Source organism: Candidatus Polarisedimenticolaceae bacterium, assembly GCA_036376135.1.
Lineage (GTDB): Bacteria > Acidobacteriota > Polarisedimenticolia > Polarisedimenticolales > DASRJG01 > DASVAW01.
This window is the reverse complement of record DASVAW010000170.1, coordinates 12,299-33,472: the sequence shown is the minus strand read 5'-3', so window position 1 is coordinate 33,472 and position 21,174 is coordinate 12,299. Positions and strand designations below refer to the sequence as shown.

Below are 21,174 nucleotides of genomic sequence, written 5' to 3'. Positions count from 1 at the left end.
GCTCGCCTCCTACTTCCGGAACATCTTCAGCATGCGCTGGGTGACGAGGAAGCCGCCCGCGACGTTGATCGAGGCGACGAGGACCGCGATCGCGCCGAGCCACTGCGGGATTCCGAGCGAGGGTCCGACCGCGAGGAGCATCCCGCCGATGACGATGATCCCCGAGATCGCGTTCGTGACGCTCATGAGCGGGGTGTGGAGCGCGGGGGTCACGTTCCAGATCACGTGCCAGCCGACGACGACCGCCAGCAGGAAGACCGTCATGTGCTGCAGCACCTGCGGGGGCGCCTCGAGGCCGATGAGCGCCAGCAGTCCCGCGAGTCCCGCCATCCCGATCCGCGAGGGCCACGGCGAGGGCTCCTTCTTCGCGGGGGCCGAGGGTTTGGGGGGGGCGGGTTTGGGCGGCTGCGGCGCCGCGGCGCGCACCTCCGGCCTGGGGGGCGGCCACATCAGCTTGCCGTCGTGCAGGACGAGCATCCCGCGCTGGACCTCGTCCTCGAGGTCGAGGCGCCACGCGCCTTCCTTGATCATTTCCTCGAGGAGGTTGTACAGGTTCGTCGCGTAGAGCTCGCTCGCCTGGGTCGCCATGCGGCTGGTCAGGTCGGTCAGCCCGACGATCGTGACGCCGTATTTCTCCACGATCTGGTCGCGTTCGGTGAAGGCGCAGTTCCCGCCCTGTTCGGCGGCGAGGTCCACGATCACCGAGCCCGCGTGCATCTCGACGACGGCGCCCGCGGTGATCAGCTGCGGCGCGGGTTTCCCCGGGATGAGGGCGGTCGTGATGACGATGTCGGCGTCCTTGCAGTGTTTGGCGAGGAAGGCCTGCTCGGCGGCGAGGTAGGCGTCGGACATCTGCTTGGCGTATCCGCCCTCGCCCTCGCCCTTCTCGTCGAACTCGAACTTCAGGAACTGCCCGCCGAGGCTTTCGATCTGCTCGCGGACCGCCTCGCGCGTGTCGAAGGCCTTCACGATCGCGCCGAGGGCGCGGGCGGCACCGATCGCGGCGAGGCCGGCGACGCCGGCGCCGACGATCAGCACCGTCGCCGGGCGGATCCGGCCGGCGGCGGTGATCTGCCCCCCGAGCAGGCGGCCGTAACGGTTCGCGCCCTCGAGCACCGCCTTGTACCCCGCGATGTTCGCCATCGCGGAGAGGGCGTCGAGCTTCTGCGCGCGCGTGATGCGCGGCACCGCGTCCATCGCCATCACCGTCGCCTTGCGTGCGGCCAGGCGCTCGATGAGCGGGGCGTTCTGCGCGGGCCAGAGGAACGAGATCAGCCGCCCGCCCGGTCGCAGCAGGTCCGCCTCGTGCCGCTCGAGCGAGGAGTTCAGCTCGGGGGCGCGGACCTTGAGGATGAGATCGGCCTCGGACCAGAGGGCCTGGGTATCCTCGATGACCCGCGCCCCGGCTTCCTCGTACGACTGATCGGAGAAGCTGGCTGCGTCACCCGCGCCGCTCTCCACGATCAGCTCGGCGCCGAGCTTCGTGAGCCTGGTCACGGTCGCGGGCACCGCGGCCACGCGGCGCTCGCCCGGATGAACTTCCCTCGGGATCCCGATCTTCAGCTTCGAGGAGGCGGTCTCCGCCACGATACGTCCTCCGGGGGTGTCGGCCGGCCCCAAAAAGGCCGCGCATCTTAGTCCCCCGGACGCCGCCCGCGCTCGTGACGTAGGTCGTCGTTCGGCCTACTCCGACTTCTCGAAAGTCAAGGCCGCCGAGTTCATGCAGTAGCGCTGGCCGGTGGGCTTGGGGCCGTCGTCGAAGACGTGCCCGAGATGCCCCCCGCACCGGGCGCAGTGCACCTCGGTCCGGAACATCCCCCAGCTGAAGTCGCGATGGGTCCCGACGACCTGCGGGTCGACCGGCTCCCAGAAGGAGGGCCAGCCCGTCCCCGACTCGAACTTCGTCTCGGAGGTGAACAGGGGCTGGCCGCATCCGGCGCACCGGTACACCCCCCGGTCGTGGTTGTTCCAGAGCGCTCCCGTGTAGGCGCGCTCGGTTCCCTTCTCGCGCAGGACGTGGAACTGCTCGGGGGTCAGGACCTTGCGCCACTCGTCCGCGGACTTCTCGACCTTGTCGGCCATGATTTTCACCTGGATGGGGGAGGAAGATGAGGCCGTCGGAGCCGGGGCGGGGGCGGCGAGATCGGTGGAACACGCCGGCAGGAGGGCCGCCAACACCAGCAGTCCGAAGCTCAAAGGCCTGGTAGGACGCACGGGGACCTCGCTTCGCTGGCATTCTGCCGGACGACCCGGCCGAGCGCCGCTCCCGTTGGACGCTGAACCGTGGTCAAGAGTTTCGCCGGCCGAAGGCGCGTAGAGTTTCCCGTGGAGGTGCCCCATGTCCTGGTTCAAGTCCCCCTGCGAAGTGCTCGTCGCCGGCGCCGGGCCGGTGGGTCAGTTCTGCGCCCTCGAGCTCGCCCGGCGCGGAATCTCGGTCCGGGTGCTCGAAGAGCAGTGGCGGACGACCTCCCGCAGCTACGCCCTCGGCCTCCACCCCCGCACGCTCGAGCTCCTCGACGCCCACGGGCTCGCGGAGCCGTTGATCGCGCAGGGGCACCGCATGGGCTCCGTGGTCCTCCGGGACGCGAAGGGGGAAAAGGGGAGGCTCGACTTCGCCCACGTCGGCGGCAAGTTCCCGTTCCTTCTCGTGCTCCCGCAGTTCGCCCTCGAGGCGGCGCTCGAGCAGGCGCTCGAGAAGCGCGGGGTCAAGGTCGAGTGGAACCACAGGCTCGACTCCGTGCGCCCCGAGGGGACGAAGGTCGTCGCGGTCGTGCACAAGCTCGGCAAGGAGACGATGGGGTATGCGGCGGCCACGACGGAGTGGGTCGTCGAGAAGGAGTTCGAGGTCGAGCCGAGTTTCATCGTGGGCGCCGACGGACATCGGTCGAAGGTCCGCCGCGCGACGGGGATCGGATACCCCGAGGTGGGGCCCTCGCAGCTGTTCGCGGTCTTCGAGTTCCAGGCGGAGGGGTCGCCGCTCTCCGAGGTCCACATCGTGCTCGAGGAGGGGCGATCGAACGTCCTGTGGTCGATGCGCGAGGGCCGATTCCGCTGGGGGTTCGAGATCACCGACCCCGCGGCGGCGGAGGACGAGCGCAAGAAGAGCCGGCTGCTCGTCGGGTTCGACGACCGCTCGTACCCCGCGATCGAGCCCGAGAAGCTCGGCGCGTTCATCGCGGAGCGCGCGCCGTGGTTCCTCCCGCGGGTCACCGAGGTCTTCTGGTCGGCCGCGATCCGCTTCGAGCGGCGCCTGGTGGACCGCTTCGGCGAGGGGCACGTGTGGCTCGTCGGCGATGCGGCGCACCTCGCCTCTCCGATCGGGATGAACAGCATGAACGTCGGCCTGCGCGAGGGACGCGACCTCGCGTGGTCGATCGCGCGACGGTTGCGCGAGCCCGCGGCCGGCGACGCGCTCGCCACCTACGACGCGCAGCGGACCAGGGAGTGGAAGCGCCTTCTCGGCCTCGAAGGGGCGCCCGCGGTCGCGACCGGCGCCGACCCGTGGGTGCGCGCGAACGCCGCGCGCATCGTGGACTGCGCGCCTTCCTCGGGAACCGCCCTCCGGTCCGTGCTCGCGCCGCTGGGCATCCAGCCGGCGGTCGAGGAGGAGTGGGCGGTGCCGGTCTAGCCCGACCGGTCGACGAGCCGTCCCACCGGGCCTTCGACCGCGACGGCCGCGAGGAATCCCTCCGGCGCGCGCGCCTCGCGCAGCGACCAGCGCGAGGGGGCGTCGGGCTCGCCCTCCACGTGCAGCAGGCGGGCGGGCTCGCCCGGCCCGATCGCGACCGTGAACTTCCGCGTGGGGAAGGTCAGGCCGTCGCCGCGCCCCTTCAGCCAGGCCTCCTTGAGGGTCCAGCACCTGAAGAACGCGCGCCTCCACGCCTCCCCCTCGAGCCGGTCGAGGACCTCGAACTCCTGCGGCGCGAAGATGCGCCTCGCGAGATCCCGCCCGGAACGCACGTCGCGAAGGGCCTCGAGGTCGGCGCCGATCGCGCGGTGCCGGGTCGTCGCGACCAGGGCCCGGTCCGCGGAGTGCGACAGGCTGAAGCGCAGGCCCGAGCGGTCGAGCGGCGGGGCGAGATCGGGTTTCCCGCGCATGCCGTAGCGGAACGCCACGGAGCCCGCGCGGACGCCGAGCTCGGCGCCGAGGACCATCCGCAGTCGCCCCCGGGCTACGGCGAAACGGTCGCGGTCGCGGGGGCGGACGAAGCGGGAGGATCGGGCGATCTCGTCGGCGGAGAGAATCGCGCGCGCCATCTCGAGCTCCTCTCCGGGAACGTCGAGACGGAAGTGCCAGAGATCGACCCGCGGCTCCTCGCGCACGGCGCCACTATAAACGGCCGCCCAGCGCTTCGAGTCGCGCGCGCAGCGCGTCCCGTCGCTCGCGAAGCCGCGCGTACAGGTCGCCGCGGACGAGGAAGGTGAAGAATCCCTTCGCGTCGCGCCGGACCCGGAGCAGGCGCTCGCGCCACGTGAGCGCGAAGAACCCCGCGGGGATCAGGAGGACGGCGAACGCCAGCAGCGCGCCGCCTCCGCCGCTCCTCCAGGCGAGCCATCCTTCGAGCAGCCAGGCCGGGGGATACACGACGAGGGCCCCCACGAGCTTGTACGACGCTTCGACGGTCGAGTCGGGTCGCGCGAGCCGCACGCCGATGCGCACCAGAAGCCACGGCAGGCCGTGCAGGGCCATCCCGAGCAGCGCGAGCGGAACGCCCAGGAGGATCGGGCCCCCTTCGAGGATCGCGTAGCGGACGACGGCGGCGGCGCGATAGGTCCGAGGGAGCGAAGCACCCTCGAGCCCCAGGCGCTCGAGGTCCCGCGCCCAGGCCTCGACGTCCTCGCGCACCTCGCGCGCCTTCTCGGGGAACTCGCGCTCGAGCCGGTCGAGGGTGGTGAGCGCCGCCCGGACCCAGGCGGTCCGGGCCGCGGCGTCGTCGTCCGCGGCGTCGGGGCGGCGCCGGCCGACGCTCGCCGCGACCTGCGCGAGGTCGACGGTGTGGCGATCCGCGGCGACGACGATCCGTTCCTCGATCGCCGAGGCGATGCGATCGGTCAGCGCCCTGGCCGTCGCCTCGGGCTGCGCACCCACCTCGATCGGATCGCCGATCGCCGCGAGGGCCCACCCGCCGCGGAACGTCCCCGGCTCGTGCGCGACGAGGCCGACGGGGACGATCCGCACGACGATTGAACCGCCCGAGGCTTCCACCGCGCCCAGCGCGAGCCGCGCCGCCCCGGATTTCAGGGGGGCCAGGCGCGGTTCGTCCTGGCTCACCCCCTCGGGGAAGATCAGGATCGCCCGTTCCCGGCGCAGGGTCTCGAGAGCCGCGGCGAACATCTCGCGGTTGCGCGAAGGATCCGCCCCTTCGTCCTGGCGCCGGTGCACGGGGATCGCGCCCATCAGGCGAAGGAACGGCGCGAGCAGCGGGTTTCGGAACAGCGGCTCCTTGGCGATCGGGACGAGCCGTCTGGGGAGCCGGGCGACCAGGATCATCGGGTCGACGAGCCCGTTGGGGTGGTTGGCGGCGACCACCACCGGTCCCTGCGCGGGGAATCGCTCGAGTCCGACCACCTCGACGCGGCGGTAGAAGACCGCGAGCAGGAACCGGGCGAGCGACCGCAGCGCGCGGTAGGCGACATCCACGGGGGGAGAGTACACAAAACGACGAAGGGCCCGGGTCTCCCCGGGCCCCTCGTGTTCGGGATGCGTCGCTTCAGCGGCGGGCGACCGGCGCCCGCCCGCGGGCGGGCGAGACGGCATCCACGCGGACGACCGCGTCGAGCGCGGGGGCCCCGGAGAGCAGGCCGACCGCGAAGACGGTGTACGTGGTCCCGCCGGCGAGCGCGATGCCCGGAAGGCGCAGCGCCACGGTCTCCGTTCCGGCCGCGCGCACCTCGAGGTCGTAGGTCCCGCGCGGCACGGTCACGTAGTCGCCCACCCCCTTGAACGCGACGTTGCGGAACAGATACGGACCGTCGGCGACCTTGATGTCGACGGCGGGAGCGTCGGGGGAGGCGTGCACGAATCGGACGCGGGAGAACGGCAGGCCGACCGGGCGGTTGTCGTCCTCGAGGAGCAGCGGCTCGATCCGGTCCAGGAAGTTCACGGCGACGGCGGTGTAGTCGCGGTTGTAGAAGAGGTTCACGGCGTTGGGACCGGTGAGGTCGATCACCACCGGGGCGCTCGCCCCCGCGGGGACGACCTCCACGTCGTAGGCCCCGGCGGGAAGGGTCGCGTAGTCCGTCACGCCCTTGAACGGCGCGTCCGCAAAGGCGACGGCGCCGTTGACCAGGACGTCGACGTTGGGGGCGTCGGGGGACGCGTGCACGACGCGGATCCGGGCGTCGCTGCCGCCGGCGAAGACGGGGGAGACCAAGCCGATCGACAGCGCGAGGGCGGAAAGGGTCGAAATTCGCTTCATGAGAATCTCCATAATCAAGAAAAAGCGGCCATAGGAGGCCTTCTGTCCAGTATTCGTCCAGGACTGCTGTTCGGATTCGGGGAGATCCGAAAACCTACGGCTGAAAAATCTGGGACATTTTCGGACAAGAACTGGACAGGAGAAGGCCGAACACCGGCGCTACACTGCGTCGACGTTCGGGTCGAGCAGTTCCTCACAACGCAAGGGGTGGCAAATGGCTCGGCAATTCGTCCCGGTGCGAGCGCTCGTGGTCGCGGGCCTCGTCCTCGTCGGCAACTTCGTGGTGGCGTCCGACACGCCCAACCCTTCCACGGTGACCGTCGCCGGCAGCCTCCAGCAGGAGCTCGGCTGCCCCGGCGACTGGCAACCCGAATGCGCGTCGACGCACCTCGTGTACGACGCGGGCGACGACGCCTGGCAGGGGACCTTCGACGTTCCCGCCGGCAACTGGGAATACAAGGCCGCGCTCAACGGAGCGTGGACCGAGAACTACGGGGCGGGGGGCGCGCCCAACGGCGCGAACATCCCGCTGAACCTCGCCGAGGCGGCGACGGTGAAGTTCTATTACGACCACGAGACGCACTGGATCACCTCGAACCGCAACGCGACGATCGCCGTCGCTCCGGGGAGCTTCCAGAGCGAGCTCGGTTGCCCCGGCGACTGGCAGCCCGACTGCCTGCGCTCCTGGCTGCAGGATCCGGACGGCGACGGCGTCTACACCTTCCGCACGAGCGGCCTTCCCGCGGGGAACTACGAGACGAAGGTCGCGATCAACGAGTCGTGGTCGGAGAACTACGGAGCCGGGGGCGCGCCCAACGGTCCGAACATCGCCTTCACCGTGACCGCCGACTGCGCGACGGTCGTCTTCTCGTGGGACTCGACGACGAAGGTCCTCGCCGTTTCCGAGGACGCCGCTCCGCCGGCGCAGCCGGCGAGCGTGACCGTCGCCGGGAGCCTGCAGAGCGAGCTCGGATGCTCCGGCGACTGGCAGCCCGACTGCGCCGCGACCCACCTGGCCTTCGACGCCGCCGACGGCGTCTGGCAGGGGACGTTCGACGTCCCGGCCGGCAACTGGGAGTACAAGGCGCCGGTCAACGACTCGTGGGACGAGAACTACGGCGCCGGAGGCGCGCGCAACGGACCGAACGTCCCGCTCGGGCTCGCCGAGGCGGCGAGCGTGAAGTTCTACTTCGACTACGGCACGAAGTGGATCACCTCGAACCGGAACGCGACGATCGCCGTGGCGCCCGGGAGCTTCCAGAGCGAGCTCGGTTGCCCCGGCGACTGGGATCCGTCGTGCCTGCGCTCGTGGCTGCAGGATCCGGACGGGGACGGCATCTACACCTTCTCGACGACGAAACTCCCGGCGGGGAACTACGAGACCAAGGTCGCCCTCGACGAGTCGTGGAACGTCAACTACGGCCAGGGCGGGGCGCAGAACGGGGCGAACATCGCCTTCACCGTCCCGGCGCCGTGCACCCCGATCTTCTTCGCGTGGGACTCGAGCTCCAAGGTGCTGACGGTCGGCTCCGAGGGGGCGCCGCGCGGCAACCTCTCGCTCGCGCAGGCGCACTGGGTCGCCAAGGACACCGTCGCGTTCCGCGTGACCGGGCCGGCCGACGGCCAGACCTTCAAGCTCCACGTCGCCGCGGACGGCGGGCTCCAGCTCACTCCCGAGGCGGTGACGGGCGGCGAGGACTTCGTACTGACCCTCGACCCCGGCGGGCTCTCCGAGGCGGTCGAGGCGAAGTTCCCGCACCTCGCCTCGTACGCCGCGCTCAGGCTCGCTCCCGAAGCCGCGGCACGCGCCGCCGAGCTCGTGAAGGGGCAGCTCGCGGTCTCCGCGACCGGCGGCGACGGGCGGATCGTCGATGCGACGTCGATGCAGATCCCGGGCGTCCTCGACGACCTCTACGCCGCGGCCGCCGCGCCCGCGAGACTCGGCCCGACCTTCGCGGCGGGCGTCCCCACCCTTCGCGTCTGGGCGCCGACGGCCCGGTCGGTGCAGCTCCATCTCTTCGCCGACGCCGACCCGGCCTCGACGTCGACCGTCGTCCCGATGACCCTCGACGCCGCTTCGGGGGTCTGGTCCGTCACGGGGGAGGCGTCCTGGAGGAACCGCTTCTACCTCTACGAGGTCGTGGTGTTCACCCGCGCGACGAACGCGGTCGAGACCAACCTCGTCACCGATCCGTATTCGGTGAGCCTCTCCCGCAACTCGCAGCGCAGCCAGATCGTCGACCTCGACGATCCGTCGCTGAAGCCCTCCGGTTGGGACGACCTCCGCAAACCCGCGCTCGAGGCCCCCGAGGACATCGTCCTCTGGGAGCTCCACGTCCGCGACTTCAGCGCCTCCGACGCGTCGGTCCCCGAGGGGTTGCGCGGCACGTTCAAGGCGTTCACCCTCCCGCGCTCGGCCGGCGGCCGGCACCTCGCCGCGCTCGGCCGCGCCGGGTTCACCCACGTCCATCTGCTCCCGTCGTTCGACATCGCGACGATCGACGAGGACAAGAGCCGTTGGAAGCAGCCGGCGGGGGACCTCGCCTCGATGCCGCCGGACTCGCCCGACCAGCAGGCCGCGGTGGAGGCGGTCCGCGACGAGGACGGGTTCAACTGGGGGTACGACCCGTGGCACTTCAACGTCCCGGAGGGGTCGTATGCGACGAACCCCGACGGCCCGCAGCGGATCCTCGAGTTCCGCGAGATGGTGAAGGGGCTTGCGGATCGCGGCCTTCGCGTGGTGATGGACGTCGTCTACAACCACACGAACGCCTCCGGCCAGAACGCGAAGTCGGTCTTCGACCGGATCGTCCCCGGCTACTACCACCGCCTCAACGCCGACGGCGGCGTCGAGCGGTCCTCCTGCTGCGAGAACACGGCGACCGAGTTCGCGATGATGGACAAGTTCGTCGTCGATTCGACCGTTCATTGGGCCCGCGCCTACAAGGTCGACGGCTTCCGCTTCGACCTCATGGGCCACCACATGAAGGCGAACATCCTGCGGGTGCGCGACGCGCTGAGGTCGCTCACGCCGCAGCACGACGGGGTGGACGGTCGCTCGCTTTATCTCTACGGCGAGGGGTGGAACTTCGGCGAGGTCGCGGACAACGCCCGCGGGGTGAACGCCGTCCAGGCGAACATGGCCGGCACGGGGGTGGGCACCTTCACCGACCGGCTGCGCGACGGCGTGCGCGGCGGCGGTCCGTTCAGCCCGGTTCGCGAGCAGGGGTTCGCCACCGGCCTCTGGTACGACCCGAACGGCTTCACCTCGGGAACGCCCGAGGAGCAACGCGCGCGGCTGCTGTTCTACGGCGACTGGATCAAGCTCGGGCTCGCCGGGAACCTGTCCGGGTACGCCTTCCGCGACATGGACGGCGACGTCGTCACGGGCGCCGACGTCGATTACAACGGCCAGCGCGCCGGGTATGCGCTCGACCCGCAGGAGATCATCAACTACGTCTCCGCCCACGACAACGAGACGCTGTTCGACGTCGTGCAGCTCAAGGCCGCGGCGGACGCTCCGCTCGCGAAGCGGATCCGCATGAACCACATGGCGATCAGCCTCGTGGCGTTCGCCCAGGGGATTCCGTTCTTCCACGCGGGCGACGAGCTCCTCCGCTCGAAGTCGCTCGACCGGAACTCGTACAACTCGGGAGACTGGTTCAACAAGCTCGACTTCACCTACCGCTCGAACAACTTCGGCGTGGGTCTGCCTCCGGCCTCCGACAACCAGGCGAACTGGCCGATCATGGGGCCGCTGCTCGCGAGGGCCGATCTCAAGCCCGGTTTCTTCCCGATCGTCGACGCCTTCCAGCACACGCTCGAGACGGTGGCGATCCGCAAGAGCGCCTCGCTGTTCCGCCTGCGGACCGGGGCCGAGGTGGCGAGCACGGTCAAGATCTGGAACACCGGGCCGGAGCAGGTTCCCGGCGTGATCGTGATGGAGCTCTCGAGGCCGGCCGCGCCTGCGGCGTCGGGCGGAATCCGCCGCGCGGTCGCGGGGCCCGCCGCGCTCGCGCGCGGCGCGTCGCCGCTCCCGGCGCGCCGCGACTACGAGCGGATCTTCGTGGTCTTCAACGCCAACGACGAGCCCCTCACGTGGGTCGGGCCGTCGAAGCTCGGTCTCAAGCTGCACCCGATCCAGGCGGGATCGGTCGATCCGCTCGTCCGCAACGCGCGGTACGACGACGCGACCGGCACCTTCGAAGTCCCGGGGCTGACGACCGCGGTGTTCGTCTGCTGCGGCGGGCCGGACTGGATCCGGGTGAACGTCCCTCGTTGACGTCCGCGGGGGCCGGGCGGATGCGATTCCGCATCTTCCGCCCGGCCCCGCGCGGAACGCGCGGCGGGCGAAGGTGGATGCGCGTCTAGGGAATCAGCCCCTGCTTCTTGATCGCGAACGCGGTCGCCTCCGCGATCTCGGCGATCATCTTCTCGAGTCCCGTCGGGTTCGTCGAGTCGGTCTGCGACGCCCAGATGAGCTTGTCCTGCTTCAGGTCGTAGACGACCGTCTCGACGCGCACGATCGTGTTCTGCGTCACGTAACCCGGCTCGTAGACCGACCCCCACCCGTAACCCCAGTAGCCCGGTCCCCACAACGAGCCGTAGGTGGGGGCGTACGACACCGTGCCGGGCACGTACTGGACTTCCGTCCGCGAGTCGACCGGCCGGAGGATGACGACGCCCTCGAAGCCCTTCTCGCGCAGAAGCGCCTTCGCGGCCTCCTGCTCGGGGGCCTTTTCTCCCGGGAAGACCATGTACGACGCCACGGTGCGATCCGGGCCGAGGATCCGCACGAGGGAGTCCTCGGCGGAGCGCCGCGTGAGCATCTCCGGGCTCATCATCACGGCGAGTACCTTGTTGAACTTCACCTGGGTGGTCGCGGGGTCGCGCCACTGGGAGACGAGCTTGGTGGCGGCACAGCCGGCGGCGAGCGCCAGCGCGATGGAGAGCAGGGCGATTCGCTTCATGGACGTTTCCCTCGGGGTTCGCGGAGACGATAGCCCAGATCCCCGCGAATGCTAGGCTCGGCGCGCGAGGGGAGGTGTCCCATGAGGCCGCGATTCCGTCGTGCGGCGTCGGCCGCGATCCGCTGGTCGCTCCGCGCGTTCGCGACGTGCGCGGCCGTGGTCGCGGCGATCGCCGCCGGCTTCCTGCTGTACGCGCTGGAGGCCCTGCCCCCCCTTCAGCCGTGGCACACCGAGCGCCTCGAGCGCGAGTTCGACGCCGACCGCGATCGGGGACTCGACCTCGACGGATACCGGCGGCTCGAGGAGGAGCTGTTCGCCGGCATTCCCGACTTCGGAGCGCGCGCCGCGTGGACGCGCTGGGACCCGAACGGGCAGGTGCGGCGGCTCGCGGGGGACGCCCCCTGGAATCGCACGTTCCGCGTCGGAACGCCCGGGACGCGCGGCGCCGCGCTGCTGGTGCACGGCCTGACCGACTCGCCCTACGCGATGGGGGCGCTCGCGCGGGTCCTCGCGGAGGCGGGGTACGAGGCGACGGTGCTGCGTCTCCCCGGGCACGGCGCGCTCCCCTCCGGCATGGTGCGCATGCGCCTCGAGGACTGGCAGGCGGCGGTCCGGATCGCGGCGCGCGACGTTGCGGCGCGGGTCCCTCCGGGAGGGCGGTTCGTGGTCGGCGGGTTCTCCACGGGAGGGGCGCTGACCCTGCAGTACACCCTCGATACCCAGGTCGACGCCTCGCTCCGGCGGCCCGACGGGGTCGTGCTCGTCTCTCCGGCGATCGCGGTGAGCCCGCTCGCCGCGTTGTCGAACGCGATGGACCTGGCTTCCATCCTGCCGTGGGAGCCGCTGCAGAAGTCCCATTGGCAGGAGATCAAGCCGGAATTCGACCCCTACAAGTTCAACTCCTTCGCGGTGAACGCGATCCGGCAGGTGCGCCGCACGACCCTTCGCCTCCAGGCCTCGCTCGCCGACGCGCAGGAGGCGGGGCGGCTGGGTTCGATGCCCCCCGTGCTCGCCTTCCAGTCGGCGATCGACGCGACGGTGGGAACGGATCCCGTCGTGGACCTTCTCTTCGCCCGGCTCTCCGGCGCGCAGCACCGGCTCGTCCTCTTCGACGTCAATCGCTACCGCGGCCTGGGAACGCTGCAGCGCCCCGAGACGAAGCTCCTGATCGACCGTGCCGCCGGCGGACCGCGCGGGTACTCCCTCACGGTGATCGCCAATCGCTCCACGGAGAGCCCGGAGGTCGAGGCCCGCGAGTACACACCCGGCTCGGCGGAGCCTTCGGCCCGGCCGCTCGACCTCGCCTGGCCCGCGGGGGTCGTCTCGCTCGGGCACGTCGCCCTCCCGTTTCCGCCGGACGACCCGGTCTACGGCTTCCTCCCGGGGAGCGGCGCCAACGGCGTGCCCTCCCTCGGCTCGTGGGCGCTGCGCGGGGAGGAAGGGGCGATCACCCTGCCGCTCGGGGCGCTGACCCGGCTGCGCAGCAACCCGTTCTGGCAAGTCGTCGTGGAGGAGGTCGGCAGGTTCGGCGCGTCGGGCGAGCGTCCGTGAGGCGGCCCCCGAAAAAATACGGGTCCGCGTCGTCCACCCGTGCCTGCACCGGGCCGATGCGCGAAGATGCGCGCGGAGGAGGGGGTGTCATGCGCGTTCGATTCTGGGGAGCCCTGCTCGTCGCCGCCGCCTGCGGTGCCGTCGCCGCCGAGGGGCCGGCGAAGCCCAAGCTCGCCCTCGTCCTCAGCGGCGGCGGCGCGCGCGGCGCGGCGCACATCGGCGTGCTGAAGGTCCTCGAGGAGAAACACGTCGTCCCCGACCTCATCGTCGGAACGAGCATGGGCTCGATCGTCGGCGGGCTCTACGCCGCCGGCTACTCCCCGCAGGAGATCGAGGACATCCTCGCGGGGATCAACTGGAACGAGGTCTTCTTCGACGCCCCCGAGCGTCGCGACCGCACCTTCCGCCGGAAGCAGGACGACGACGTCTTCCTGGTGCCCACGAAGCTGCGGTTCAAGGGACTCAAGGTCTACATGCCCTCGGGAATCCTCGGCGGGCAGCGGCTCGACCTGACCCTTCGCGCCCTCGTCGACAAGGCGACCGCGGCCCAGGACTTCGACGATCTCACCGTTCCCTACCGGGCGGTCGCGATGGACCTCAGCAACGGGGAGGCCGTGGTGATCGGCGACGGCAGCCTCGCCGAGGCGATGCGCGCGAGCATGTCGGTCCCCGGCGCCTTTCCGCCGGTGGTGCGGGACGGAAAGACGCTCGTGGACGGCGGTGCCGCGGCGAACCTCCCCATCGGGATCGCGCAGTCGCTCGGCGCCGAGCGGCTGATCGCCGTCGACATCACGAGCCCCCTGAACCCGGAGGTCGAGGGGCGCTCGTTCATGGGGGTTCTCGATCAGCTCTCCGCCCTCCTGACCGTCGGCAATCGCGAGGCGGACCTCACGCGGCTGAAGCCCGACGACCTGCTCATCCGACCGAACCTCGAGGGGATCAAGTTCGACGAGTTCGAGAAGGCCAGGGAAGCCGTGGGGATCGGCGAGGTCGCGGCGCGCGAGAAGCTGAACGCGCTCGACGCCTTCTCGGCGGACGACGCGACCTGGACCGCTTTCCGCGAGCGCCACCGTCACGCGGACCTCCATGCCCAGCCGCTCCGGGAGTTCACCCTCGAGAACACGAGCTGGGTCGACGATCGCGTGGTCCTGGAACGACTCGACCTCCCGATCGGAAAGCCGATCGACCGCGCGGCCCTCGACCGCCAGCTCGTGCTGCTGTCGGGGCTCGACTACTTCGGCATCCTCCGGCCCGAGCTCGTGCCGGTGGAGGGCGGCACGGCCCTGAAGCTCACGGCGCCCCGGAAACCCTACTCGAGGGGGAGCCTCCAGTTCGGCCTCAGCCTCGACACCGACCTCGCGGGGGAGGCGACCTTCACCCTCATCGCGCGCCACCGCATGATGGCGGTGAACACGCGTGGGGGCGAGTGGAAGAACACCGCGCAGGTCGGAAGCACCCGGCTGCTGTCGATGGAGTTCTATCAGCCCCTCGACTGGGGGATGCGGTGGTTCTTCTCCCCGGTGATGTACGTCTCCCGGGAGACGCAGAAGCTCTGGGTGGACGGGGTCGCGATCGGCGACTTCAAGGTCGACACCCAGTGGGCCGGCGTCGACTTCGGGAGGATCCTCGCGGAGAAGGTGGAAGTCCGCGTCGGGGTGTTCCGCGGCCGGGAAGACTTCGACCAGACGGTGGGGATCCCGCTCCCCCTCGACGAGCTGGACAACCTGGACTTCGGCGGCTTCCGCGCCGGGTTCCGCGTCGACACCGCCGAGGCCGCGGCGTTTCCCAGCAAGGGGGCCACGATGATGGTCGCCGCCGAGCGCGACCTCGCGGCCTTCGGGGCGGAGGAGGACTCCACGATCTTCAAGGCGGACCTCCAGCAGGCCTTCGAGTTCCGAGGGAGCACCTTCACCCTCCGGGTGGCGGGTTCCACCGTCGTGGACGGGAGCGCGACCCTGCGCACGGCGGCGGTGCTCGGCGGCCTCGGGAGGTTGTCGGGGCTCGGGACCAACGAGCTGTTCGGAGAGCGCGGCGGGTTCGCGGCGTTCACCTGGTACCAGCGCCTCACCGAGATCCCGCTGGGCTCGTTCAAGAACCGTGTCTTCGTCGGCGTCTCGCTCGAGGCGGGCAACACCTACTTCGAGGGGGAGCCGATCACGTGGCCGTCGCTTCGCGCGGGCGGGGCGGTCTTCCTGGGAGCGACGACGCCGCTGGGCCCCGCTTACCTCGGCTGGGGGTGGACCGAGCCGGACCGGAACCGCTGGTACCTGGTCATCGGGGAGCGGTTCTGATCGAAGGGAGCTCGAGATGGACCTCGCGGAGTCGATCGTCGAAGCGCTGCGTTACGGCGTCGGGAAGCTCCCCTCGCGCGCGACGAAACACGACTGGTACATGGCCTTCGCGCACGTGGTGCGCGAGCGGATGCTCGAGCGGTGGATCGCGACCCTCGAGACGCTGCAGCGGCGCGACGTCCGCGGGGTGGCGTATCTCTCGGCCGAGTTCCTCATGGGGCCGCACCTCGGGAACAACCTGCTGAACCTCGGCCTCCTCGAGGAGGGGCGCCGGGCCGCGAGCTCGCTCGGGCTCGACTTCGACGAGATCCTCGCCCAGGAGGAGGAGCCCGGGCTCGGGAACGGCGGACTCGGCCGCCTCGCCGCGTGCTTTCTCGATTCGCTGGCGACCGTGCAGATCCCGGCCGTCGGCTACGGGATCCGCTACGAGTTCGGGATCTTCGACCAGGTGATTCGAGACGGCGCCCAGGTCGAGGTGACCGACAAGTGGCTGCGGTACGGGAACCCCTGGGAAATCTGCCGCCCCGAGATCGCGCACGAAGTGGGCTTCGGCGGGCGCACGGAGAACTGGACCGACGAGCGCGGGAGGTTCCGCGTCCGCTGGGTCCCGGCGCGCGTCGTGATCGGCGTCGCGCACGACACGCCGGTCCTCGGCTACCGCGTCGGAAACGCGAACCTGCTGCGCCTGTGGAAGGCCGAGGCGTGCGAGTCGTTCGATTTCCAGGCGTTCAACACCGGCGACTACTGGGGCGCGGTCGACGACAAGGTCGTGTCCGAGAACATCAGCAAGGTCCTCTACCCGAACGACGAGCCCGCCCAGGGAAAACAGCTCCGCCTCGAGCAGCAGTATTTCTTCACCTGCTGCGCGCTGAAGGACATGGTGACGATGCACCGGTCCACCGGTGCCCCCCTCGAGGCGTTCCACGAGACCTGGGCGGTGCAGCTCAACGACACCCATCCGTCGGTCGCGGTCGCCGAGCTGATGCGCCTGCTGGTCGACGAACACGGCATCGACTGGGACCCCGCCTGGGAGATCACCCGCGCCGCCCTCGCCTACACGAACCACACGCTCCTCCCGGAGGCCCTGGAGACCTGGCCGGTCGAGCTGTTCGGGGCGCTCCTCCCGCGCCACCTCGAGATCGTCTACGAGATCAACCGCCGGTTCCTCGACGAGGTGCGCGCGCGGTTCCCCGGCGACGAGGGGCGCGTGTCGCGGATGTCGATCGTCGAGGAGAGCCGGGGACGCCGCGTCCGCATGGCGCACCTGGCGACCGTCGGGACCCACGCGGTGAACGGCGTGGCGGCGCTGCATTCGGACCTCCTCAAGCGCGAGACCCTCGCCGACTTCCACGCGATGTGGCCCGAGCGCTTCCACAACGTCACCAACGGCGTGACCCCTCGGCGCTGGGTGGCGCTCTCCAACCCCGGCCTGGCGGCGCTGATCACGGGGAGGATCGGGGACCGCTGGCTCGTCCACCCCGAGGAGGAGCTCCCCGCGATCGAGTCGTACGCGTCGGACGCGGCGTTCCGCCGCGCGTGGCGCGAGGTCAAGCTCGCCAACAAGCGGACGCTCGCGGAGGAGCTCGCGCTGCGCGCCGGTGTTCCGGTCGACCCCGAGTCGATGTTCGACGTGCAGGTGAAGCGTTTCCACGAGTACAAGCGCCAGCATCTCAACGTCCTCAACATCGTGGCGACGTACCTCCGGCTGCTCGACGACCCAGGCGGGAACGTGGTCCCGCGCGTCTGGATCTTCGGAGGAAAGGCCGCGCCGGGGTATGCCGCGGCGAAGGAGATCATCCGCCTGATCCACGCGGTCGGCGCCGTCGTCAACGGCGATCCCCGCGTCGGGGGGCGCCTGAAGGTCGCGTTCTTCCCCGACTTCAACGTCACGAACGGCCAGAAGATCTACCCCGCGGCCGATCTGTCGGAGCAGATCTCGACGGCGGGCAAGGAGGCGTCGGGTACCGGCAACATGAAGTTCGCCATGAACGGCGCGATCACGATCGGCACCCTCGACGGCGCGAACGTGGAGATCCGCGAGGCGGTGGGCGAGGAGAACTTCGCGTTGTTCGGGCTGACCGCCGAGGAGGTGGCCGCGTGGGCCGCGCGCGGGTACCACCCCCGCGAGGTCGTCGAGCGGGAACCCTTCCTCGCGAGGGTGCTCGAGACGGTCGGGTCGCTGGGCTTCCGGCCGTTCGTCGAAGGCCTCGTGGCGAACGATCCGTTCTTCGTGCTCGCGGACTTCGCCGCGTACGCGGCCTGCCAGGACCGCGTGAGCGAGACCTGGCGCGACACCGAGCGCTGGACGCGCATGTCCATCTTCAACGCCTGCCGCGTCGGTCGGTTCTCGTCGGATCGCTCGATCCGCGACTACGCCGAGCGGATCTGGAAGGTGTCGCCGATGCCGGTGGAGGTGCCGTAGCCGCGTTCGATCAGTACCAGTTCCCCAGCACGACGCCGAGGCCGAGCGAGGTCTTCCGGAAGTTGTAGTCGATCATGCTCTCGCCGTGCCCGGTGAACGCCTGGAGGTAGCCGCCGACGTGCCGGCCGACGGGGAAGCGCCAGTCGAGCTGCGCCGATCCCCAGCTCTTCGAGAAGGAGAACGTCGGCCGGACCCGCAACGCCAGCGTGTGCCCCTCGACGAGCCTCCAGAAGGCGAGGACCTCGCCGTATCCGACGTAGCCGGCCATGTCCGGGTTGTCGTCGTCCTCGTACTCCTCGTCGAGCCGGATCCAGGGCTTGAGGGTCAGGACGAAGTTCCCGCGCTCGAGGCCGACGAGCGCGTAGATCCTGTTCCAGCTGCGGGAGAGCGGCTCCGCACGGCCGTTCGATTCGTGCACGATGCCGAAGGCGAGCAACCTCCCGTCGAGGCCCGCGATCCGATACCGGGTCGGCAGGGTGAGCACGAGCTCCGGCTCGTAGTTGGTCTCGCGGAACGGGCGCGACGCCTCGGCCGTGTACACCTGCCAGTAACTCTGCTGCGAGTACCCGACCCAGAGATCGGCGCTCCTTCCGAACACGGTTTCCCACACCTTGGTCTTGAAGCTGAGCTGGAACTTCGCCTCCAGGTGTTTCCACGGCAGGGGGACCGGGTCCGTGCTCTGGCGGGTCGGGCTCTGCGGCACCTCGTTGACCTCGTCCGAGGCGACGGCGGGGAGCAGGAAGTTCGGACGGTAGAACCGGAACTGGAAGAGGCCGTGTTTCGTCTCCGGGAGGAGCTCCCAGCGCTCCTCGAGGAGCGTCGGCGTCGTCTCCTCCGGAGCGAGCGTCGCGGCGAGGGCGTCGTAACAGGCGACGCGCTCCGCGGGATCGACGATCGCTCGGCAGCGGTCGAGATCCTCGGCGGTGGGGACGGCGGCGAGCGCGGGCAGCAGCAGCAGCACGGGCGGGTGCATCGGCCGCCGATTGTAGCGACACCTCTGCTAGCCTTGCCCGTCGTGGAGGTTGCATGCGGCCGATCCGTGTCCTGCTCTGCCTTCTCCTGCTCGCGCCCGCGGCGCGGGCCCAGACCGTCGCGGAGGTCTACAAGCGGGTCAGGGACTCGGTCGTCACCGTCCGCACCCTCGAGCGCGGTCCCGCGAAATCCGCCGCGGGGGCCACGGCGTTCCTGGGCCTCGGCTCCGGGGTCATCATCGACGCGTCGGGTTGGGCGCTCACCGCGGCGCACGTCGTGCAGACCGCCGAGGCCGTCGCCGTCGAGCTCGCGAGCGGGGAGGAGATCGAGGCGCGCGTCGTCGCCTCGGAGCCGCTGGTCGATCTCGCGCTCCTCAAGCTCGAGCGCGTCCCGGCGAAGCTCGTGGCGGCGAAGTCCGGCGATTCGAGCCTCGTCGAGATCGGCGAGCAGGTCTTCGTCGTCGGGGCGCCCCTCGGGATCTCGCAGAGCCTGAGCGTCGGGCACGTGAGCGGCAAGCGCGAGGCGAACGCCCTGTTCGGCGGGTTCGAGTCGGCGGAGCTGATCCAGACCGACGCGGCGATCAACACCGGAAACTCCGGGGGGCCGATGTTCAACATGAAGGGGGAGGTCGTCGGGATCGTCAGCTCGATCCTCTCCCGCTCGGGCGGCTTCGAGGGGATCGGATTCGCGATCTCGTCCAACACCGCCCGGCGGCTGCTCACCGAGCGGCCCCCGTGGACCGGCCTCGAGGGGATCATGGTCGCGGGGGAGCTCGCCGCGCTGCTCAACTTCCCCCAGCCGGTCGGCCTGCTGGTGCAACGCGTCGCCTCGGGATCCCCCGCTGCGGCGATGGGGATCCGCGGCGGGTCGGTCGAGGCGACGATCGAGGACGAGAAGATCCTCCTCGGCGGGGACGTCATCCTCGAGGTCGCGGGAGTCAAGCTCTCCGAGACGGGCGCCGGGGCGAAGATCCGCACCCTCATCTCGGGGAGGACGCGCGGGGAGCGGATCTCCGTCGTCGTCCTGCGCGGCGGCGGCCGCGTCGAGCTGATCTACACGGTGCCCTGATGGCGTTGTCGTTCCGCGCGCGCCTGTTGTGGTCGATCGGTCTCCCGCTGCTCGTCGTCTACGGGGCGATGGCCTGGATCCTCACGACGCGCCTCGAGCGCGGCGCGGTCGCGCGCCTGGAGCGCGGCGCGATCGAGCGGGTCGGCGTCTTCGCGGGGCGGCTGGACGATCGCGTGAGGATCCAGGGGGCGGAGGCCCTCGCGTCGTCCTTCGCCGAGTTCGATCGCCGCGTCGCCGAGGCCGGAGCGCGCTACGTCGTGATCGATGCGTCCGGAAAGGTCGTGCACGACTCCGACGGACGGATCGCGGAGGGCGCGGACCTCGCCGTCTCGGCGGAGGCGGCCGGGCGTCCCCAGGTCTCGGGCGCGGTGCGGGAAGCGCTCGCCGGCCGCAGCGGGATCGCTAGGGTCGAGGGGACCCTCTCCGGCGACACGGGTTGGCTCGTCCACGTCCCGCTCGCCTCGACGGGCGGCGCGGTCTTCGCGGGAGCCTCCGAGGCGACGGTCCTCGCGGACCTCCGCTCCCAGATGCGCCTCGGCCTGTCCGTCCTCGCACTCGGGCTCCTCGCGATCCTCGCGGTGGTGTGGGGCATGGGGTCGCACGTCACGCGGCCGGTGTCGCGACTCGCGCTGGCGGTACGCGAGCTCGGGCGCGGCGACCTCGACGTGCGCGTCACCGGGATCGCGTCGCGGGACGAGATCGGCGACCTCGCCGCGGCGTTCAACCGGATGGTCGCCGACCTGAAACACCACGTCGAGGCGCGCGAGAAGGTCGAGGGGGAGCTGCGCGCCGGGCGGACGATCCAGACGGCGATGCTCCCGAAGTCGCTCCCGACCGGGGACGGATTCGCGCTCGCCGCGCGCAACCTCGCCGCGCGTCACGTCGCGGGGGACTTCTACGACGCCTTCGAGGACCGCGGGGCGCTGGTCTTCGTCGTCGCGGACGTCTCCGGGAAGGGGCTCCCGTCGGCGATGTACATGGCGGTTTCGAAGGCGGTGCTCCGCCGGGCGCTCCTCGCCCACGCCTCGCTCGCCGACGCCGTGGCCGACACCAACGACGCCCTGGAACGCGAGGCGATCGGCAGCATGTATCTCACCGCGTTCGTCGGGCGGTACGACGCCGCGACCGGTCGCCTGCGCTACGTGAACGCCGCGCACCCGCCGCCGTGGCGGACGGGGGCGGGGGAGACCGCCGAGGTCGGCACGACCTCCGGCGGGCCGATCGGGATGTTCCCGCGCCGCCGCTTCGAGGAGCGGGAGGCGAGCCTCGCGCCGGGGGAGTCGCTCGTGATCTTCAGCGACGGCGTTCCGGAGGCGCGCACGCACGACGGGGAGTTCTACGGCGAGGGCCGGCTGAAGTCGTTCCTCGAGCATGCCGAGGCCGTGGACGCCGCCGCGGTCGCGCGCGAGGTCGAGTCCTTCCAGCAGGGGATCCTGGCGGACGACGTGACCGTGATGGTGTTGCGCCGCGAGGCGTAGGCG

The 21,174-nt window shown here is 70.7% G+C and carries 14 protein-coding genes; 7 read left to right on the top strand and 7 right to left on the bottom strand.

Going from position 1 to position 21,174, the window contains the following annotated elements; all coding sequences use genetic code 11:
* Window positions 1-9: 9 nt before the first annotated feature.
* Both VF139_19020 and msrB read right to left on the bottom strand, forming a co-directional pair.
* Window positions 10-1,587 carry a Re/Si-specific NAD(P)(+) transhydrogenase subunit alpha gene (locus VF139_19020; protein HEX6853496.1) on the bottom strand — a complete coding sequence of 526 codons (1,578 nt, stop codon included), beginning with the start codon at window positions 1,585-1,587 and terminating at the stop codon, window positions 10-12.
* 96 nt (window positions 1,588-1,683) lie between these two features.
* Entirely contained in the window at window positions 1,684-2,082 is a 399-nt protein-coding gene (gene msrB, locus VF139_19015; protein ID HEX6853495.1) for a peptide-methionine (R)-S-oxide reductase MsrB, read from the bottom strand.
* 256 nt (window positions 2,083-2,338) lie between these two features.
* Here msrB and VF139_19010 point away from each other — a divergent pair, with 256 nt between their 5' ends.
* Window positions 2,339-3,628 carry an FAD-dependent monooxygenase gene (locus tag VF139_19010; protein HEX6853494.1) on the top strand — a complete coding sequence of 430 codons (1,290 nt, stop codon included), beginning with the start codon at window positions 2,339-2,341 and terminating at the stop codon, window positions 3,626-3,628.
* Here the strand turns inward: VF139_19010 and VF139_19005 are convergent.
* The 3 genes from VF139_19005 to VF139_18995 all read right to left on the bottom strand — a co-directional run bounded on the left by VF139_19005 (window position 3,625) and on the right by VF139_18995 (window position 6,419).
* Window positions 3,625-4,323 carry a 4'-phosphopantetheinyl transferase superfamily protein gene (locus VF139_19005; protein ID HEX6853493.1) on the bottom strand — a complete coding sequence of 233 codons (699 nt, stop codon included), beginning with the start codon at window positions 4,321-4,323 and terminating at the stop codon, window positions 3,625-3,627. The two genes, VF139_19010 and VF139_19005, sit on opposite strands and share 4 nt — an antisense overlap.
* A 7-nt stretch (window positions 4,324-4,330) precedes the next feature.
* Window positions 4,331-5,641, bottom strand: a complete 1,311-nt coding sequence (locus VF139_19000; protein HEX6853492.1) for a 1-acyl-sn-glycerol-3-phosphate acyltransferase — start codon at window positions 5,639-5,641, stop codon at window positions 4,331-4,333.
* 70 nt (window positions 5,642-5,711) lie between these two features.
* Window positions 5,712-6,419, bottom strand: coding sequence for a DUF4397 domain-containing protein (locus tag VF139_18995; GenBank protein HEX6853491.1), 708 nt, complete (start codon window positions 6,417-6,419; stop codon window positions 5,712-5,714).
* A 214-nt stretch (window positions 6,420-6,633) separates the two neighbouring features.
* On the opposite strand from VF139_18995, the gene pulA reads away from it, so the two are divergent.
* Window positions 6,634-10,701 carry a pullulanase-type alpha-1,6-glucosidase gene (pulA, locus tag VF139_18990; GenBank protein ID HEX6853490.1) on the top strand — a complete coding sequence of 1,356 codons (4,068 nt, stop codon included), beginning with the start codon at window positions 6,634-6,636 and terminating at the stop codon, window positions 10,699-10,701.
* Between the two features lie 85 nt (window positions 10,702-10,786).
* Here pulA and VF139_18985 read toward each other — a convergent pair whose 3' ends face one another.
* Window positions 10,787-11,389, bottom strand: coding sequence for a hypothetical protein (locus VF139_18985; protein ID HEX6853489.1), 603 nt, complete (start codon window positions 11,387-11,389; stop codon window positions 10,787-10,789).
* Between the two features lie 81 nt (window positions 11,390-11,470).
* Here VF139_18985 and VF139_18980 point away from each other — a divergent pair, with 81 nt between their 5' ends.
* The 3 genes from VF139_18980 (at window position 11,471) to VF139_18970 (ending at window position 17,653) form a co-directional block, all read left to right on the top strand.
* The gene (locus tag VF139_18980) at window positions 11,471-12,940 is read left to right on the top strand and encodes an alpha/beta hydrolase (protein ID HEX6853488.1); all 1,470 of its coding nucleotides are present in this window, start codon (window positions 11,471-11,473) and stop codon (window positions 12,938-12,940) included.
* A gap of 89 nt (window positions 12,941-13,029) precedes the next feature.
* Window positions 13,030-15,231, top strand: coding sequence for a patatin-like phospholipase family protein (locus VF139_18975; GenBank protein HEX6853487.1), 2,202 nt, complete (start codon window positions 13,030-13,032; stop codon window positions 15,229-15,231).
* 16 nt (window positions 15,232-15,247) lie between these two features.
* Complete coding sequence (locus VF139_18970) at window positions 15,248-17,653, top strand: glycogen/starch/alpha-glucan phosphorylase (protein HEX6853486.1); 2,406 nt, start codon at window positions 15,248-15,250, stop codon at window positions 17,651-17,653.
* 10 nt (window positions 17,654-17,663) lie between these two features.
* Here VF139_18970 and VF139_18965 read toward each other — a convergent pair whose 3' ends face one another.
* On the bottom strand, window positions 17,664-18,626 hold the full coding sequence (locus VF139_18965) for a phospholipase A (GenBank protein HEX6853485.1): 963 nt from the start codon (window positions 18,624-18,626) through the stop codon (window positions 17,664-17,666).
* Window positions 18,627-18,679: 53 nt separating this feature from the next.
* Between VF139_18965 and VF139_18960 the strand changes: the two genes are divergently transcribed.
* Both VF139_18960 and VF139_18955 read left to right on the top strand, forming a co-directional pair.
* The gene (locus VF139_18960) at window positions 18,680-19,693 is read left to right on the top strand and encodes a trypsin-like peptidase domain-containing protein (GenBank protein ID HEX6853484.1); all 1,014 of its coding nucleotides are present in this window, start codon (window positions 18,680-18,682) and stop codon (window positions 19,691-19,693) included.
* The gene (locus VF139_18955; protein ID HEX6853483.1) at window positions 19,693-21,171 is read left to right on the top strand and encodes a SpoIIE family protein phosphatase; all 1,479 of its coding nucleotides are present in this window, start codon (window positions 19,693-19,695) and stop codon (window positions 21,169-21,171) included. The genes VF139_18960 and VF139_18955 overlap by 1 nt, the downstream gene beginning before the upstream one ends.
* The last annotated feature ends 3 nt before the right edge of the window (window positions 21,172-21,174 follow it).